The organism is Pseudomonas sp. GW821-FHT05H12, from assembly GCF_059419385.1.
Map to the genome: position 1 here is coordinate 39,609 of NZ_JBWKRS010000017.1, position 16,810 is coordinate 56,418.

The 16,810-nt window shown below is 62.0% G+C and carries 13 protein-coding genes; 3 read left to right on the plus strand and 10 right to left on the minus strand.

The window, feature by feature from the left end:
• Positions 1-43: 43 nt before the first annotated feature.
• On the plus strand, positions 44-439 hold the full coding sequence (pcaC, locus tag AC07SU_RS16580; RefSeq protein ID WP_457344566.1) for a 4-carboxymuconolactone decarboxylase: 396 nt from the start codon (positions 44-46) through the stop codon (positions 437-439).
• A 128-nt stretch (positions 440-567) separates the two neighbouring features.
• On the opposite strand, the gene AC07SU_RS16585 is transcribed toward pcaC, so the two are convergent.
• From AC07SU_RS16585 to AC07SU_RS16615, 7 genes are all read right to left on the minus strand, one after another.
• Positions 568-1,467, minus strand: coding sequence for a polysaccharide deacetylase family protein (locus AC07SU_RS16585; RefSeq protein ID WP_494997632.1), 900 nt, complete (start codon positions 1,465-1,467; stop codon positions 568-570).
• Between the two features lie 83 nt (positions 1,468-1,550).
• Positions 1,551-2,801, minus strand: a complete 1,251-nt coding sequence (locus AC07SU_RS16590) for an OprD family porin (RefSeq protein WP_494997633.1) — start codon at positions 2,799-2,801, stop codon at positions 1,551-1,553.
• A gap of 151 nt (positions 2,802-2,952) precedes the next feature.
• Positions 2,953-4,566, minus strand: coding sequence for a J domain-containing protein (locus AC07SU_RS16595; RefSeq protein WP_494997634.1), 1,614 nt, complete (start codon positions 4,564-4,566; stop codon positions 2,953-2,955).
• Between the two features lie 11 nt (positions 4,567-4,577).
• Complete coding sequence (locus tag AC07SU_RS16600; protein ID WP_176994777.1) at positions 4,578-6,275, minus strand: molecular chaperone HscC; 1,698 nt, start codon at positions 6,273-6,275, stop codon at positions 4,578-4,580.
• 248 nt (positions 6,276-6,523) lie between these two features.
• Positions 6,524-7,981, minus strand: a complete 1,458-nt coding sequence (gene adeC / locus AC07SU_RS16605) for an AdeC/AdeK/OprM family multidrug efflux complex outer membrane factor (RefSeq protein ID WP_494997635.1) — start codon at positions 7,979-7,981, stop codon at positions 6,524-6,526.
• Complete coding sequence (locus AC07SU_RS16610; RefSeq protein WP_176994779.1) at positions 7,978-11,139, minus strand: efflux RND transporter permease subunit; 3,162 nt, start codon at positions 11,137-11,139, stop codon at positions 7,978-7,980. The genes adeC and AC07SU_RS16610 overlap by 4 nt, the downstream gene beginning before the upstream one ends.
• 3 nt (positions 11,140-11,142) lie before the next feature.
• Positions 11,143-12,291, minus strand: coding sequence for an efflux RND transporter periplasmic adaptor subunit (locus AC07SU_RS16615; RefSeq protein WP_494997636.1), 1,149 nt, complete (start codon positions 12,289-12,291; stop codon positions 11,143-11,145).
• Positions 12,292-12,556: 265 nt separating this feature from the next.
• Here AC07SU_RS16615 and AC07SU_RS16620 point away from each other — a divergent pair, with 265 nt between their 5' ends.
• Entirely contained in the window at positions 12,557-13,189 is a 633-nt protein-coding gene (locus AC07SU_RS16620; protein WP_056857447.1) for a TetR family transcriptional regulator, read from the plus strand.
• Positions 13,190-13,423: 234 nt separating this feature from the next.
• Here the strand turns inward: AC07SU_RS16620 and AC07SU_RS16625 are convergent, their stop codons facing one another.
• From AC07SU_RS16625 to AC07SU_RS16635, 3 genes are read right to left on the minus strand one after another with little or no spacing between them, the layout of a single operon-like run.
• On the minus strand, positions 13,424-14,479 hold the full coding sequence (locus AC07SU_RS16625) for an alkene reductase (RefSeq protein ID WP_494997637.1): 1,056 nt from the start codon (positions 14,477-14,479) through the stop codon (positions 13,424-13,426).
• A 31-nt stretch (positions 14,480-14,510) separates the two neighbouring features.
• The gene (locus tag AC07SU_RS16630; RefSeq protein WP_494997638.1) at positions 14,511-15,677 is read right to left on the minus strand and encodes an MFS transporter; all 1,167 of its coding nucleotides are present in this window, start codon (positions 15,675-15,677) and stop codon (positions 14,511-14,513) included.
• A gap of 14 nt (positions 15,678-15,691) precedes the next feature.
• Positions 15,692-16,018 carry an ArsR/SmtB family transcription factor gene (locus tag AC07SU_RS16635; protein WP_176994783.1) on the minus strand — a complete coding sequence of 109 codons (327 nt, stop codon included), beginning with the start codon at positions 16,016-16,018 and terminating at the stop codon, positions 15,692-15,694.
• Positions 16,019-16,172: 154 nt separating this feature from the next.
• On the opposite strand from AC07SU_RS16635, the gene AC07SU_RS16640 reads away from it, so the two are divergent.
• Positions 16,173-16,757, plus strand: coding sequence for an acyl carrier protein phosphodiesterase (locus tag AC07SU_RS16640; RefSeq protein WP_494997639.1), 585 nt, complete (start codon positions 16,173-16,175; stop codon positions 16,755-16,757).
• The last annotated feature ends 53 nt before the right edge of the window (positions 16,758-16,810 follow it).

Below are 16,810 nucleotides of genomic sequence, written 5' to 3' on the forward strand. Positions count from 1 at the left end.
GCGGGGCAAGCCCGCTCACTACAGGTGTAGAGGAGTAGTTTTTTTGGACGAGAAACAACGTTATGCCGAGGGCCTGCAAGTGCGCCGCGAAGTGCTGGGCGATGCCCACGTCGACCGCAGCCTCAATGCCCTGACCGAGTTCAACAGCGAGTTCCAGGAAATGATCACCCGCCACGCCTGGGGCGACATCTGGACCCGCCCCGGCTTGCCGCGACACACCCGCAGCCTGATCACCATCGCCATGCTGATCGGCATGAACCGAAGCGAAGAACTCAAGCTGCACCTGCGCGCCGCCGCGAGCAACGGCGTGACCCGGGCCGAGATCAAGGAAGTGCTGATGCAGAGCGCGATCTACTGCGGGATTCCGGCGGCGAACGCCACCTTTCATCTGGCTGAGTCGGTGTGGGATGAGCTGGGCGTTGAGTCCCGCGAAGCCTGAATTGAAATGCGATCAGCCTGTGGGAGCTGGCTTGCCTGCGATAGGATCACCCTGGTCTGCCTGACAGACCGAGGTGCTTGCATCGCAGGCAAGCCAGCTCCCACAGAAAAGCTCATTTAACCGTGGGGTCAGCGGGTATCGGCGCTCCACACCCAATTCCACACACCGGGCAGGTGCACCGGCTCATTCACGTCCTTGACCGTACGTGCCAATGCAGCGCGTTCCAACGCGTCATGGTCGGTATAGAACGGCTCGGCGGCCGTCTTCATGCCATTAATCCGCGCACTGTCCAGCAGGATCTGCAGGTACTCCTGCATATGCCGCGCGGTGTAGCGGTTGATGTCGTGGAAGGTCACCACCACCGGGATCACCCCGCCCACCGTCGGCAGCTCACCCAAGGCAATGTGCTCACGCAACACCGACAGTTGCCGGTACAGGTTGGCGCGGCGGCGCGGGCTGCCGTTGAAACCCCAGATCTTGCCGTCGTTGGCACTCAGGTCGGTCAGCAGCACGTGCATGCCATGGCGCTGGTAGGCGGCGAAGGTGCGCTTGTCGTAGTTCCAGAAGGGCGGGCGCACCAGATTGGGCGGGCTGCCAGTGATCGCGGCAATGTCCACCGCGCCCTGGGTGAGGGTGCTTTCCAGCTCGGTATCGTTCAGCCAACGGTGATTGGTGTGAAACGCCGTGGCGGTGTGAAAGGCCAGGATGTGCCCGGCGGCATATTCGCGCTCCATGGTCTTGTGACCGCGCGGGCTGCCACCGGAGCGGGAGGCTTCGGTCTGCAGGAAAAACACCGCCTTGATGCCCGGCAGTATCGGGTTGTTTGCCAGGTCTGCCACCACCGAGCGGCTTGGGTTGTTATAGCCCGACGCGCTGGGGCCGTCATCGAAAGTCAGCAGAAAACGGATCGGCGCCTGGGCTTGCAGGCGTTGCTCGGTCTGCGGCGTCAGGGCGATGGGCGCGCCGATGCAGCCGCTGAGGCTCAGTGCCACGGCCAGGAGGGCAGACGCTAAGGCGAGGGATTTCATGGTGTGCACGGGCTCGAATAAAGGCCGCTGCTGGGTGGATCAGCAGCGGCAGGCGCGCACCATACAGCAACTGCCGCGCCGGTTTACAGCAGGCTGAGCGGGTAACTGACGATCAACCGGTTTTCATCGAACTCGTTGTTGCTGTAGTCGCGGCGCATGCTCGAATTGCGCCAGCGTACGTTGAGGTCGCGCAGTGGCCCGCTTTGCACGGTGTAACCCAGCTCGCTCTCGCGGCCCCATTCCTTGCCATCGGTGACGGTGCCGGTGTGCACGTTGCTGCCACTGATGTAGCGGTTCATCAGGGTCAGGCCCGGCACGCCGAGGGTGACGAAGTTGAAGTCGTGGCGCACTTGCCAGGATTTTTCCTGGGCATTGTCGTAGCTGGCGTTGTAGCTGTCGTTGGCCAGGGTGCCGCCGCTGGTGCCGTTGACGCGCATCCAGGCGCTGTTGCCGGCGAGTCGTTGCAGGCCGACGTAGAAGGTGTTGCCGCCGTAGCGCGCCGAGAACAGGCCGGACCAGGTCTTGTTGTCCAGTTCCCCGGCGCGGGCGCTGCCGTCATCCTTGCCGTAGAAGAACCCGAGGTTGGCGCCCAGGGTCCAGTCGCCCACGGGTTGGCTGTGGGTGAGGTTGAGGTATTGCTGGCTGTAGATGTCCTTGAGCTGGGCATTCCACAGGCCGACCTGGGTCCGTTTGTCGTTGAACGCGTATTCCAGGCCCTGGAAGTTGAAGCGGTCGGAGGTGAAGGCGGTTTTACCGAACATCGACATATCGCTCATGCTGCTGTCGTCACGCGGGCTGTTGGCGCGGAACTGGCCGCCGTACAGCGTCAGGCCGCTGATTTCCTTGGAGGTGATCTGCCCGCCGCGCAGGGTTTGCGGCAGGGAGCGGCCATCGTCGGAGCGCAGGATTGGCAGCACCGGCATCCACTCGCCGACCTTCACTTCGGTCTTCGAAATACGTGCCTTGAACGCCACGCCCAGGCGCCCGAATTCATCGGCAGGGCGGCCGTCGTGGTCCAGCGGCAGCAACTGCGTACCGCCCGTGCCGCGCCCGCCGTCGAGCTTGAGCGAGTACAAGCCGAGTACATCCATACCAAAACCCACGGTGCCCTGGGTGAAGCCGGACTTGGCGTCGAGGATGAAACTCTGCGTCCACTCCTGCGCGCCGCCCTGGGCTTTGGTCGGGTTGGTGTAGTTACGATTGAAGAAAAAATTGCGTAGGTTGAGGTTGGCGCTGGCGTCTTCGAGAAAGCCGTGTTCTTCGGCGACGACGGGTAGGGTAACGCACGCGACAGCGGTCGCCAGCACGAACTGGCGCGGGTGGAAAATGCTCATGGTGTAGGACCTGTTGTTATTGGGGTTATGCAGGTGCCGGCCATGGTGAAGGGCGGTGCAGGGGCGTTGAAAGTGGGGGAAGGCGGGTTGTGGGCGATGATCGAACGCAAGTTGGCGGGCCTGTGCGTTGCGCTCAGGCCCGCCTTTGGGCTTAACGCCGGGGCAGGTCGAAGTGGGTCCAGGGAACCGCCGGCAAGTAATGCTGGGCCGCAACAATCGCGCTCACCATCACCACCAGGAACACCACTTGCAGCGGGCTCCAGAACGCCCAGTGCAAACCGTTGAGCCACGGGTAGCCGTGGCTGAATGCCTGGCTGATGTGGCCGATGCGTTTTTTATGCAGCAGGTTGATCAGCACCATGCCGGCGTAGGTGACCATGCCCAGCACGCCGAGCATCAGCCCGCAGGCCAGCAGCATGACGGCCTGCGGCACGCCGTGGCGTATCACCAGCCAATAACTGTTGGGGTTGAACCGCTTGGGCACCAGGCGCTCAGTCAGCCACAGGTCCGGGACCTTGAAGGTCGAACTCATCCCTGCCCACAGCTGCGTGACGCGAAAGCCAATCCCGGCCGGTACGAACGCCATCAGCATGAAGATCACGATCGACATCAGGTCCATGCGGTCGGGTTTGTCGTGGGCGATGCTCAGGCCGAGGCCTAATGCAAAGACGGCCCACAGTCGGATAAATACTTGGGTGTAGATCGGCCGGGGGACAAATCTGCGCCAGAAAAACAGGTCGTCTTGCGGCACGCGCTCAGCCAGTTGCGGGTAACGCCAGGTCAGGGTCTCGGCCAGGTGCTGGCACGCGTTCCACTCGTTTTCGCCGAATGTGTCGATGATGCGTTTGTGTTGGGTGGCCGACATTGGCGTCAGCAACAGCCGCGCCGCCAAGGCATCCGGAGACGTACGCCGAGGGTCCTGGGCCTTGTCTTGCAGATTGGCGAAGAAGCTTTCCTGCTCGCAGCGCGAGACCAGTTGGCGCCACATCCACGCGGGTTCCGGGAACACGCCTTTCTGGTCGTCCCAGCCAAACGCCTGGCACACCCGCTCGAACAGCGGCACACCCCACTGGGTGTCGTACAGTAGTTGAAGGACGATGCGCTGCCACTGTTGCTGCAGGTCGAACACGCGCAGCCAGGGCTGGCTGTTGTACTGCGTGAGCTGGGTGATGAATTCGCGCTCGGCCTTTTGCTCCAGCATTTCTTGCAAGGTGAGGCGATAGTCCTGCAACAGTTCGGCGCTCAGGGTCTCGTGCTGCCAGGGCGTCATGCTCACCTGTTGCCAGGGTGTCAGCCATTCCAGGTGCTGAACCGCCCAGCGCGCGATGGCGCTGCGCTCGCCTGGCGCGTCGAAGCAGTGGCGCAACAGGCCGTCCTGGAAGGCGTCGGCGCACCCTTGAAGTTGGGCGTGAGCCCAGCGTTCATCGAGGTTGTGCACATTGAGGCCAGCGAGCAGGGCCTGGGCCGGGCTCGGTGCTGGGGCGTCAAACGGCGCAGGGCTGAGAGGCCGTACGTCCATCAGTTCGGCCAGATCGCTGAGGTTGGCGTAGGCCGGTTCGGCGACAGGCGCGTGAACGGTCTCCTCGGCCTCGTCATCCGTGCGCCAGCGCGCTTCATTCAACGCTGCTTCGTAGGCTTCGCGCAGGCGCTGGAAGCCTTCGGGATCATCGTCCGGCCGGCAGCCCTTGAGCAGGCGCGCGTAGGCGCGCTTGATCGTGCGCTCGTCGGCATCGTCTGCCAGTTGCAACACTGTCCAACAATCCATGTTGTTTTCCTTTAGCGCCAGAACCCGTTGTCGAGTTGCTCAAGGTGACGGGTGAGTTCACTGCGCGCCTCGCGAATGCGGCGTTCATCCTGGGTGTCGAGCACTTGCTGGAACTGTGCGGCCCAGTGGCCGAGTTGTTCGCGCACCTCGCCCAGGCTTTCCTGGTAGAGACGTTCGAGGCGGGCGACCAGTACCGTGTTGACCTGCTGGTCACGCGGGTGAACCTTCAACTGCGCCAGGGCTTGCAGGCGTTGCTGGATCTCCTCCGGACTCAACACGCCAGGGTTGTTCTCGATGACCAGCGAATGTTGCTCGCCGGTCAGCGGGATCTTCACCTGGGCTTCCAGCAGGCCGTTGTTGTCGTAGGTGAAGCGCACGTCCAGCGACACCTCGCCGGCCTTGCGCTTGGGCACCGCGATGTCCAGTTGGCCGAGTTCGATGTTGTCTTTGACCAGGCGGCTTTCGCCCTGGAAGATCTTGAGCAGCACCTGGCTCTGGTTGTCATGCAGGGTCACGACTGACTTGACCCGGCTCACCGGCACGCTGCTGTTGCGTTCGATCAACGGCAGGTAGTGCCCGCTTTCGATATGGCCTCCGTACTGGTTCGAGGTCTCGATGCCCAGGGTGTAGGGGCAGACGTCGGTGAGCACCACTTCTTCCAGGGCCGCCGAGCGGGCCTTCAGTGCTGCCTGAATCGCCGCGCCGTGGGCGACGACCTGGTCCGGATCGAGGCTGATGGACGGGAAGCGCCCGAACAGGCCGGCGGCGAGCTTGCGCACCAGCGGCATGCGCGTGGTGCCGCCGACCAGCAGGATTTCATCGAGGTCGCCCACGCGAATCCGCGCATCACGCAGGGCCCGTTCGATCGGGGCACGCAGGCGTTCCAGCAGGGGCGTGTAGAGCTTGGCGAGTTCTTGCTGGGTGATGGTCTTGACCCATTGCTGGCCGTCGACGCGCAGGCTGAACTCGGCGCTGTCGTCCTGGCCCAGGGCTTTACGCACGCGCTCGGCTTCGCGGCGCAGGGCTTGCAGCACGCTGCTGGTGGGCGGGAAGCCTTGGGCGTTGCGCTGGCTGTCGACGAAGTGTTCCAGCAGCAGGGTGTCGAAATCTTCGCCGCCAAGGAAGTTGTCGCCTGCGCTGGCACGCACTTCCATCACACCGTCGAACAGCTCGATGATCGACACGTCGAAGGTGCCGCCACCCAGGTCGAACACCAGGAACGAGGTTTCCTTGTCCCGCTGGTGCAGGCCGTAGGCCAAGGCGGCGGCAGTGGGTTCGTTGATCAGTTTTTCAACGTTGAGACCCGCCAGCTCGCCGGCGATGCGCGTGGCCTTGCGTTGGCCGTCGCTGAAGTAGGCGGGCACGCTGATCACGGCGTCGGTGACGGTCTGGCCGTAGGTGCGCTCGATGTCTTCCTTGAGGCTCTTGAGCACCAGCGCCGAGAGTTCTTCGGGACGGAACGAGCGGTCGCCCAGGCGCACTTCGGTGGCGCTGCCCATGTAGCGCTTGAACAGTGAGGTGGTCAGGTGCGGGTGGGTGTGCAGGCGTTCCTTGGCGGCTTGGCCCACCAGGACGCGGCCTTGATCATCCAGGCCGACCACACTGGGGGTCAGCAGCTGGCCAAGGGCATTGGGCACCATTTCGGCGGCATCGCCGCGCCAGACGGCGGCCAGGCTGTTGGTCGTTCCCAGGTCGATTCCTACGATCATTACGACAAGCTCCCTCTGTGGTCTGTAAGAATCTGTTACCAATTTTACCCTGAAGGGTTGGGCGAAAAGCAAGGCAACAACGCTACGCCGCTCTCTGTAGGAGCCGGCTTGCCGGCGATAGCGGTGTGTCAGCTAAAAATGTAGTTGCTGACAGATCGCCATCGCTGGCAAGCCAGCTCCTACAGAGAGCGGCGGGCATAAAAAAACCGCTTCCGGTGAGGGAAGCGGTTTTGTTTATTGCGCGGCTATCAGAACAACTTCAGCGCCGGCGCTTCTTCTTTCAAAGGCTCGTTTTTGGCCGTCTGCTCGTTCCAGCCACCGCCGAGGGCCTTGTACAGGTTGACCTCGCTGGTGAGTTGCGCCAGGCGGTCGGTGATCAGCGATTGCTGGGCACTGAACAGTTGGCGCTGGGCATCGAGGAACGTCAGGTTGCTGTCGACACCAATGCGGTAGCGACGCTCGGCCAGGCGGTAGTAATCCTGGTTGGCCGCGACGAAGCCACGTTGGGCATCCAGCTGCTGCTTGTAGGTCTCACGCGCGGCGAGGCCGTCGGAGACTTCCTGGAAGCCGGTCTGGATGGCCTTCTCGTAGTTGGCCACGTTGATCTCTTTCTGGATCTTCGAGTAGTCCAGGCTTGCGCGCAGGCTACCGGCGTTGAAGATCGGGATGTTGATCTGCGGGGCAAACGACCAGGTACCCGAACCGCCCTTGAACAGGCCGCCCAGGGTCGGGCTGGCGGTGCCGGCGCTGGCCGTCAGGCTGATGCTCGGGAAGAACGCTGCCCGGGCTGCGCCGATATTGGCGTTGGCGGCCTTGAGGTTGTACTCGGCCTGCACGATGTCGGGACGACGTTGCAGCAGGTCCGAAGGCAACCCGGCGGGCACTTCGCTGAGCAGGTCATCCGCCAGCGGCTTGCTGGTGATGTTGGCCGGCAAGCCGGTGCCCAGCAGCAGGGTCAGGCTGTTTTCGTCCTGGGCCACCTGGCGCGTATAACGCGCCAGTTGCACACGGGCGTTTTCCACCGAGGTGCGCGCCTGGCTGAGGTCGAGGGCCGAAGCCACGCCGACTTCATTGCTGCGCGAGGTCAGCTTGTAGCTCTGCTCGAACGCGCCCAGGGTGTCCTGGGTGAGCTTGAGCAGCTCTTTGTCGGCCTGCCAGGTCAGGTAGGCATTCGCCACGCTGGCCACCAGGCTGATCTGGGTACTGCGCCGTGCTTCTTCAGTGGCGAAGTACTTCTGCAGGGCTTCTTCGCTCAAGCTGCGCACGCGACCGAACAGGTCCAGCTCATAGGAGCTGATACCCAGGCCAGCCGAGTATTGGCTGCTGATGGTCGATTCGCCGGTCTGCGACAGCTTGGCCGGGGTACGCGAACGGCTGCCGCTGCCCGTGGCCGAGACGGCCGGGAACAGGTCGGCGCGCTGGATCTGGTACTGCGCGGCGTAGGCATCGATGTTCAGGGCCGCGACACGCAGGTCGCGGTTGTTCACCAGTGCCGTCTGGATCAGCTGTTGCAGGGCAGGGTCATGGAAAAACTGCTTCCAGCCTTGCTCCGCCGCGGCCTGGTTCGGCGCCTGGGCCGACGAATACGCCGGCCCCTGCGGGAACTGGGCGGCCACCGGCGCCTCAGGGCGCTGATAGTCAGGTATCAGCGAGCAGCCACTGAGCACGAATGCCGTGACGGCTAAGGAGAGTAGCGACTTGCTCATTGGCCAGCCTCTTTAGGAGTTTCAGTGGTGTCTTTCTTTTTACGTTCGCCAGCCGAGGACACGGTTGCATAGAACAGTGGCACCCAGAAGATCGCCAGCACGGTGGCGGTGATCATACCGCCAATTACGCCCGTACCGATGGCGTGCTGGCTGCCCGAGCCGGCACCAGTGGAAATCGCCAGGGGCAGTACGCCGAGCATGAACGCCATGGAGGTCATGATGATCGGACGCAGACGCATGCGGGACGCCTCGATGGCCGCCTCCACGATGCCCTTGCCTTGTTCATGCAGCTCCTTGGCGAACTCGACGATCAGGATGGCGTTTTTCGCCGCCAGGCCCACCGTCACCAACAAGCCCACCTGGAAGAACACGTCGTTGGACAGGCCGCGCAGGCTGGTGGCGATCAATGCACCGATCACACCCAGTGGCACCACCAGGATCACCGCGATCGGGATCGACCAGCTTTCGTACAGGGCCGCAAGGCACAGGAACACCACCAGCAGCGACAGGGCGTACAACGCTGGCGCCTGGGAGCCGGACAGGCGTTCTTCGTACGACAGGCCGGTCCAGGCGTAGCCCACGCCGGCTGGCAAGTCCTTGGCAATACGCTCGACTTCGGCCATCGCGTCACCGGTACTGTAGCCCGGTGCTGGCGTACCGAGGATTTCCATCGCCGCTACACCGTTGTAACGCGAGAGCTTCGGCGAGCCGTAGATCCACTTGCCCGACGAGATGGCCGACAGCGGCACCATCTTCCCGGAGTTGCTGCGCACGTACCATTTGTTCAGGTCTTCCGGGGACATACGGCTGGCGGCGTCACCCTGCACGTACACCTTCTTCACACGACCACGGTCGATGAAGTCATTGACGTAGCTGCCACCCAGGGCAATCGCCAGGGTCTGCTGGATGTCCGACAGGCTGATGCCCTGGGCACTGGCTTTTTCGTCGTCAACGGTGAGTTCGTATTGCGGCTCATCGTTTACGCCGTTGGGGCGCACGCCCGCCAGGACCTTGCTTTGCGCTGCGGCACCGAGGAACTGGTTACGTGCAGCCATCAGCTTCTCGTGGCCGACGCCACCCTGGTCTTGCAGGAACACGTCGAAACCGGTGGCGTTACCCAGTTCCAGAACCGAAGGCGGCACAATGGCGAAGACCATGGCGTCCTTGAAGGCCCCGAAGAAGTAACCCTGGGCACGCTTGGCCACTTCAAATACCGATTGCGTGGCATCCCGCTCGCCCCACGGCTTGAGCATCACGAACGCAAGGCCCGAGCTCTGGCCACGGCCGGCGAAGTTGAAGCCGTTCACGGTGAACACCGACTTCACGGCCTTGCCTTCGCCAGGCTCGCCTTCCTTGTCGTTGAGCAGGAAGGCACGCATGTCGTCGATGACTTTTTGCGTACGTTCAGCCGACGAACCGACTGGCGTCTGCACCTGGGCAAAGATCACACCCTGGTCTTCCTCGGGCAGGAACGCGCTCGGAATACGGGTGAACATCCAGATCATGCCGGCCAGGATCAACGCGTACACCAGGAACGCCGGGATCTTGTGCTTGATCATGCCGCCGACGCCACGCTCGTATTTCAGCACGCCGCTGTCGAAGGTACGGTTGAACCAGCCGAAGAAACCGCGCTTGGGTTGGCCGTGTTTTTCCGGATCGATGTCCTTGAGCATGGTGGCGCACAAGGCCGGGGTGAAGATCAGGGCAACCAGTACCGACAACGCCATCGCCGACACAATGGTGATGGAGAACTGTCGGTAGATCACACCCGTGGAGCCGCCGAAGAATGCCATCGGCAGCAGTACCGCCGACAGTACCAGTGCGATACCCACCAGGGCGCCCTGGATCTGGCCCATGGATTTGATCGTCGCCTCTTTAGGCGACAAATGCTCCTCGGCCATCACCCGCTCGACGTTCTCCACCACAACGATGGCGTCGTCCACCAGCAAGCCGATGGCCAGGATCATGCCGAACATGGTCAGGGTGTTGATGGTGAAGCCAAAGGCCGCGAGGATCCCGAACGTACCCAGCAATACCACCGGTACGGTCATGGTGGTGATGATGGTGGCGCGGAAGTTCTGCAGGAACAGGAACATCACCAGGAACACCAGGACGATCGCTTCGACCAGGGTGTCAACCACACCGGAGATCGATTCGGTCACCACAGGCGTGGTGTCGTACGGCACCACGGCCTTCATGCCTGGCGGGAAGAACGGTTCCAGGGACGCCACGGTGGCGCGGATGGCCTTGCCGGTGTCCAGGGCGTTGGCGCCTGCTGCCAGCTTGATCGCCATACCGGAAGCCGGCTTGCCGTTGAACTGTGCGCTGATGCTGTAGTTCTGGCCGCCCAGTTCGATACGGGCAACATCGCCCAGTCGAACCTGCGAGCCGTCGGCATTGACCTTCATCAGGATCTTGCCGAACGCTTCCGCGGTTTGCAGACGGGTCTTGCCGATGATGGTGGCGTTCAGCTGGGTACCGGGCAGGGCAGGCAGGCCGCCGAGTTGGCCGGTGGCCACCTGAACGTTCTGGGCCGCGATGGCGTTACTGACATCCACCGGCGTGAGCTGGTAGTTGTTCAGCTTAGCCGGGTCGAGCCAGATACGCATGGCGTACTGCGAACCGAACACCTGGAAGTCACCCACACCTGCGGTACGGGAGATCGGGTCCTGGATGTTGGACACGATGTAGTTGGACAGGTCGTCCTTGGTCATGCTGCCGTCTTCCGACACCAGACCGATCACCATCAGGAAGTTCTTCACCGACTTGGTCACGCGGATACCCTGCTGCTGCACTTCTTGCGGCAGCAGTGGGGTCGCCAGGTTCAGCTTGTTCTGCACCTGAACCTGGGCGATGTCCGGGTTGGTACCCTGGTTGAACGTCGCGGTGATGGTCATGCTGCCGTCGGAGTTACTGTCCGAGGCGACGTAACGCAGGTTGTCGATACCGTTGAGCTGTTGCTCGATCACCTGCACCACGGTGTCCTGCACGGTTTGTGCAGAGGCACCCGGGTAGGTCACCTGGATATCGATGGCGGTTGGCGCAATGGCCGGGTACTGGTTGATGGGCAACTTCAGGATCGACAGTGCCCCGACCAGCATGATCACCAGGGCAATTACCCAGGCGAAAATGGGACGGTCGATAAAAAATTTCGACATGGGTTACTCCCCTTTGCCAGCTGCGGCAGCAGGAGCTGGAGCGGAACCTGCAGGTTTGGCGTTGTCGGCGTCCTTGACCTTGACTTCGATGCCCGGCTTGATGAATTGCAAGCCTTCGGTGATCACGCGGTCACCGGCGTCCAGGCCTTTTTCCACCAGCCAGTAAGCACCGGCCGTACGGTTGGCAACCAGTACGCGTTGCTCGACCTTGTTGTCCTTGTTCACGATCAGCGCAGTCGGGATGCCCTTGAGGTCGCGGGTCACGCCTTGCTGCGGTGCGAGGATGGCCTTGCTGTTCACGCCGGCTTGCAGTTGGGCGTGTACGAACATGCCTGGCAGCAGGGTGTGGTCAGGGTTGGGGAACACGGCGCGCAGGGTCACGGAACCGGTGGTCTGGTCGACCGACACTTCGGAGAATTCCAGCTTGCCGTCCTGGGCGTAGGAACTGCCGTCTTCCAGGGTCAGCTTGACCTTGGCCGCGTTGTCGCCGGCTTTCTGCAGCTGGCCGCTTTCCAGGTCGCGGCGCAGTTTCAGCATCTCGGCCGAGGACTGCGTGACGTCGACGTAGATCGGGTCCAATTGCTGGATCACGGCCATGGCGTCGGTCTGGCCATTGCTGACCAGTGCGCCTTCGGTCACCGAAGAACGGCCAATACGCCCGGAGATCGGCGCGAACACTTTGGTGTAGCGCACGTTGATCTGGGCGGTTTGAACGTTTGCTTCTGCGGTCATGCGGTTGGCGACGGCGGTGTCGTATTCCTGACGGCTGACGGCTTGTTCATCGACCAACTGCTTGTAGCGGTCGGTGATGGACTTGGTCTGGGTCAGGCTGGCTTGCGCGCTTTTCAGGGTGGCTTCATACACCGACGGGTCGATCTGGTAGAGCTGTTGCCCTTCCTTCACGTCGCCGCCTTCCTTGAACAGGCGCTTGAGAATGATGCCGTTGACCTGTGGGCGAACTTCCGCAATGCGGTAGGCGGTGGTGCGGCCTGGCAGTTCGGACGTCAGGGTAAAGGCTTGCGGTTGAATGGTGACCACGCCGACCTGAGGGGTTTGAGCGGGCGGAGCCGCTTCTTCCTTTTTACATCCGCTGAGCAGCGATGCCAGGGCGACGGCAGTAACCAGAGCGGTAACAGCTGGCTTAAGTTGCATGAAGATCCTCGGGTCAGGCGCGCAGACTGCGCACAAGAAGTGTGGAAGGGTAAAAAACAAGCTGTGAGTAGATAAGTAGCTTGCTACGCAATATACTTACGTTCACGGTTGTTTGTAAACTCTTGACAGGCTTTGCGAAATGTTGACAAAGCAGCTCCGAAAGCCTCGATTTTAGTACGTTCGGCGCCCATGACTGCGTCGTCCCACAATTATTCAGATGATGGTCCAGCACCATCCACAGTGTCCTGATAGAGGTTTTACTGCCATGGTTCGTCGCACCAAAGAGGAAGCTCAGGAAACGCGCAGCCAGATTCTCGATGCCGCCGAGCAAGCCTTTTACCAACGCGGTGTTGCGCGGACTACGCTGGCAGACATCGCCGCGCTGGCGGGCGTGACGCGGGGAGCCATCTACTGGCATTTCAGCAACAAGTCCGACTTGCTCCAGGCGCTGCTCGACACGCTGCACGAGCCGCTGGACGAGTTGGCCCGGGCGAGTGAAAGCGAAGATGAAGTCGACCCGCTGGGCTGTATGCGCAAGTTGCTCATTCATCTCTATCATCAAGTGGCACTGGACCCGAAAACCCGGCGCATCAACGAAATCCTGTTTCATAAGTGCGAGTTCACCGATGAAATGTGTGACATGCGGCGTCAACGCCAAACCCACAGTCTTGAGTGCAACCTGCGCATCGGGCTGACATTGCGCAACGCGGTCCATCGCGGGCAGCTTCCGGAAAACCTGGACACAACCCGCGGCGCGGTGTGCATCCATGCCTACATTCACGGGCTGATCGGCCAGTGGCTGCTGGTGCCCGACAGCTTCCAGTTGCATCAGGACGCCGAACGCTGGGTGGATGCAGGGTTGGACATGCTGCGCTTGAGCCCCAGCCTGCGCAATTAAGACAAAATGCGTAATTGCATCCAGTTGTGTCAACAGTAAAGCCCAGAGGCAGTCAATCGCCCCTTCGACTGATAGGTGGGGTGACTTTATATACGGGCTGGCGGGCGGTTGATAGGTAGCCGCCTAAGTATTTTGTAGCGATTTTGTTGCAAGGCTGTGAAGGAATGTTTCCTCGCCCCCATGAAAAAGCCCCGGTTCCTGCGAACCGGGGCTTTTTCGTTTCAGCGAGTTACATCAGATCGCCAGGGTCGGGTAGTCGATGTAGCCGACCGGGCCTTTGCCGTAGAAGGTTTCCGGGTGCGGTTCGTTCAACGGCGCATCGGCCTTCAAGCGAGCCGGCAGGTCCGGGTTGGCAATGAACGGCACGCCGAAGGCCACTGCGTCAGCCTTGCCCGCCGCCAGCCACGCATTGGCGCTGTCCTTGGTGAAGCGTTCGTTGGCGATGTACGGGCCGCCGAAGGCTTTTTTCAGTTGTGGGCCGAGGCTGTCGGCGCCTTCTTTTTCACGGGAGCAGATGAACGCGATGCCGCGCTTGCCCAGCTCGCTGGCCACGTAAGTGAAGGTTTCGGCCAGGTTGTCGTCGCCCATGTCGTGGGAGTCGGCGCGTGGTGCCAGGTGCACACCCACACGGCCTGCGCCCCAGACTTCAATGGCAGCGTCAGTCACTTCCAGCAGCAGGCGCGCACGGTTTTCCAGGGAGCCACCGTAGTTATCGGTACGCTTGTTGGTGCTGCTCTGCAGGAACTGGTCAAGCAGGTAGCCGTTGGCGCCGTGGATTTCCACGCCGTCAAAGCCAGCAGCCTTGGCATTTTCGGCACCGGTGCGGTAGGCGTCGACGATGTCGGCGATTTCAGCGGTTTCCAGGGCGCGTGGGGTTGGGTAGTCGGCGAGTGGGCGAACCAGGCTGACGTGGCCTTTGGGCTGGATCGCGCTCGGGGCCACCGGGCTTTCGCCGTTCAGGTACGACTCATGGGAGATACGGCCCACGTGCCACAGTTGCAGGAAGATCTTGCCGCCCGCGCCGTGGATGGCCTTGGTCACATTGGCCCAGCCACGCACCTGGTCGTTGGACCAGATGCCCGGGGTGTCCGGGTAGCCCACGCCCAGCGGCGTCACGGAGGTGGCTTCGCTGAGGATCAAGCCAGCAGATGCGCGTTGCACGTAGTACTCGGCCATCAGCGCGTTGGGTACACGACCGTCATCGGCGCGGCAGCGGGTCAGCGGTGCCATGATGATGCGGTTCGACAGTTCCAGGTCGCCCAGTTTGATGGGATCGAAAATAGTCGTCATGGGATAACACCCTTCTCTTTAAGTGGATTGATCAGTGGGTCGCAGGGGCCAGGTCGGCATCGCCGTTCTGACGGAAGGTAATCAGGGTCACCAGCAGCGCGAGGATCGCCAGGGCTGCCGCGGCCAAGGGCACGCTGGTCAGGCCGAAACCGTGGGCGATCACCGTGCCCCCGACCCAGGCGCCGAGGGCGTTGCCGATGTTGAACGCGCCGATGTTCAGGGTGGACACCAGGTTCGGTGCCGCCTTGCCGAAGGTCACCACGTTGATTTGCAGCGCCGGTACGGCGGCAAACGAAGCGGCAGCCCACAGGAACAGGGTGATTTCAGTCGGGATCACCGCAACGCTGGTCCAGGTCAACAGCGTGGAGACCACCGCCATGCTGACGAACACGCCGATCAGGGTGGCTGCCAGGCGTTTGTCCGCCAGCTTGCCGCCGATGATGTTGCCCACGGTGAGCCCCAGGCCGATCAGCAACAGGGTCCAGGTCACGCCTTTGGGCGACACGCCGGTCACATCGCCCAGCAGCGGCGCGACGTAGGTGAAGAGGGTGAACATCGACGCGGAGAACAGCGCGGTCATGGTCAGCGACAACCAGATACCTGCGCCCTTGAGGGCTTTGAGTTCGGCGCGCATGTCGAGTTTTTCTTCGTCACGCTTGGCCGGCAGGAAGCGGATAAGGCCGATCAGTGCCACGACGCCAATCACGGTCACGGCCCAGAAGGTCGAACGCCAGCCGGCTTCCTGGCCCAGCGCGGTACCCAGTGGCACGCCCAGCACGTTGGCCAGGGTCAAACCGGTGAACATCAAGGCCACGGCCGAAGCCCGCTTGTTGGCCGGCACCAGGTTGGCCGCTACCACAGAACCAATCCCAAAGAACGCACCGTGGCACAGCGCGGTGACCACACGGGCAAACATCAGCACGTTGTAGTCACTGGCCAGGGCGCAGAGCAGGTTGCCGATAATGAAGATCCCCATCAACGCTACCAGAGCGGCCTTGCGTGGCAGCTTGGCGGTGGCCAGTGCCATGAAGGGCGCACCGATGGCCACGCCGAGGGCGTAACCGGTGACCAGCCAGCCGGCGCCAGGGATCGAGACGCCCAGGTCCGTCGCCACATCGGGCAGCAGGCCCATGATGACGAACTCGGTGGTGCCGATGGCGAAGGCGCTCAGGGCCAGTATGAGTAGCGAGAGGGGCATTATCGTTTCCTTGGTTACAGCGGTTCGCTGATGTCGGGGGTTAGCTCAGTGATGAGCGCATCGAGGAACGCACGAATGGTGTCCTCGTTGCGTTTGAAAAAATTCCACTGTCCGGCCTTCTGGCTGCTGATCAGACCCGCCCGTTGCAACGTGGCCAGGTGGGCCGACACGGTCGACTGGGACAGGCCGCAGCGCTGGTCGATCTGCCCGGCGCAGATGCCGTATTCGTGGTTGTGCACTTGCTCGGGGAATTGCACTTTCGGGTCTTTCAGCCAGTTGAGGATGTCTCGCCGTACTGGGTGCGCCAGGGCTTTTATTATTTCGTCGAGGTCGATGGACATGGCAGGTGCTCGGTGTCGTGCAGCGTTATATCGCGATGAGGCGAACTTTAAATCGTTGTATTCCGATATACCAATATGAATTTGATCTGAGTCCAGCTCAAATCGGTATATCGGGTTATAACGATACGTTGATGGCAGTGATAGACTGCGCACCATGAATTATCTCGCACATCTGCACCTGGGCGGCCAACTTCCTGCGCAACTGCTGGGGAGTTTGTATGGCGACTTCGTCAAGGGCCGCCTGCAGGGCCAGTTCAGCCCGCAAATCGAAGCGTCGATTGCGCTGCACCGCAGCATCGACCGTTTCACCGACAGCCACCCGTTGGTAGGGGAGGCGCTGTCGCGTTTCACCCTGACCCGCAAGCGCTACGCCGGGATCGTCCTCGATGTGTTTTTCGACCACTGCCTGGCGCGGGATTGGGCGTTTTACGCCGACCAGCCGCTGGAGCATTTCACGTCGCAGGTGTACCGCGTGCTGGCGGCCGAGCCGCAATTGCCAGGGCGATTGGCGCAGATTGCACCGTGGATGGCGGCGGATGATTGGTTGGGGTCGTATCGCGAGTTTGCGGTGATGGAGCAGGTGTTGCGCGGGATTTCGCGGCGGCTGTCACAGCCGGGGGAATTGGGGTTTGCGATGCAGGAGTTGCGCGAGCTCTACGAGCCGCTGAGTGAAGACTTCCGGATCTTCTATCCCGAATTGCAGGCCTTTGCACAAAATCAACTGACCACCGAGATCTAAATGTGGGAGCTGGCTTGCCTGCGATGGCGTCGGTGAATTCAACACCGCCATCG

Coding starts and splice junctions, on each gene's coding strand:
- AC07SU_RS16585 (WP_494997632.1), bottom strand. CDS start 1,467: ATGAAATCCCTCGCCTTAGCGTCTGCCCTCCTGGCCGTGGCACTGAGC.
- AC07SU_RS16590 (WP_494997633.1), bottom strand. CDS start 2,801: ATGAGCATTTTCCACCCGCGCCAGTTCGTGCTGGCGACCGCTGTCGCG.
- AC07SU_RS16595 (WP_494997634.1), bottom strand. CDS start 4,566: ATGGATTGTTGGACAGTGTTGCAACTGGCAGACGATGCCGACGAGCGC.
- AC07SU_RS16600 (WP_176994777.1), bottom strand. CDS start 6,275: ATGATCGTAGGAATCGACCTGGGAACGACCAACAGCCTGGCCGCCGTC.
- adeC (WP_494997635.1), bottom strand. CDS start 7,981: ATGAGCAAGTCGCTACTCTCCTTAGCCGTCACGGCATTCGTGCTCAGT.
- AC07SU_RS16610 (WP_176994779.1), bottom strand. CDS start 11,139: ATGTCGAAATTTTTTATCGACCGTCCCATTTTCGCCTGGGTAATTGCC.
- AC07SU_RS16615 (WP_494997636.1), bottom strand. CDS start 12,291: ATGCAACTTAAGCCAGCTGTTACCGCTCTGGTTACTGCCGTCGCCCTG.
- AC07SU_RS16620 (WP_056857447.1), top strand. CDS start 12,557: ATGGTTCGTCGCACCAAAGAGGAAGCTCAGGAAACGCGCAGCCAGATT.
- AC07SU_RS16625 (WP_494997637.1), bottom strand. CDS start 14,479: ATGACGACTATTTTCGATCCCATCAAACTGGGCGACCTGGAACTGTCG.
- AC07SU_RS16630 (WP_494997638.1), bottom strand. CDS start 15,677: ATGCCCCTCTCGCTACTCATACTGGCCCTGAGCGCCTTCGCCATCGGC.
- AC07SU_RS16635 (WP_176994783.1), bottom strand. CDS start 16,018: ATGTCCATCGACCTCGACGAAATAATAAAAGCCCTGGCGCACCCAGTA.
- AC07SU_RS16640 (WP_494997639.1), top strand. CDS start 16,173: ATGAATTATCTCGCACATCTGCACCTGGGCGGCCAACTTCCTGCGCAA.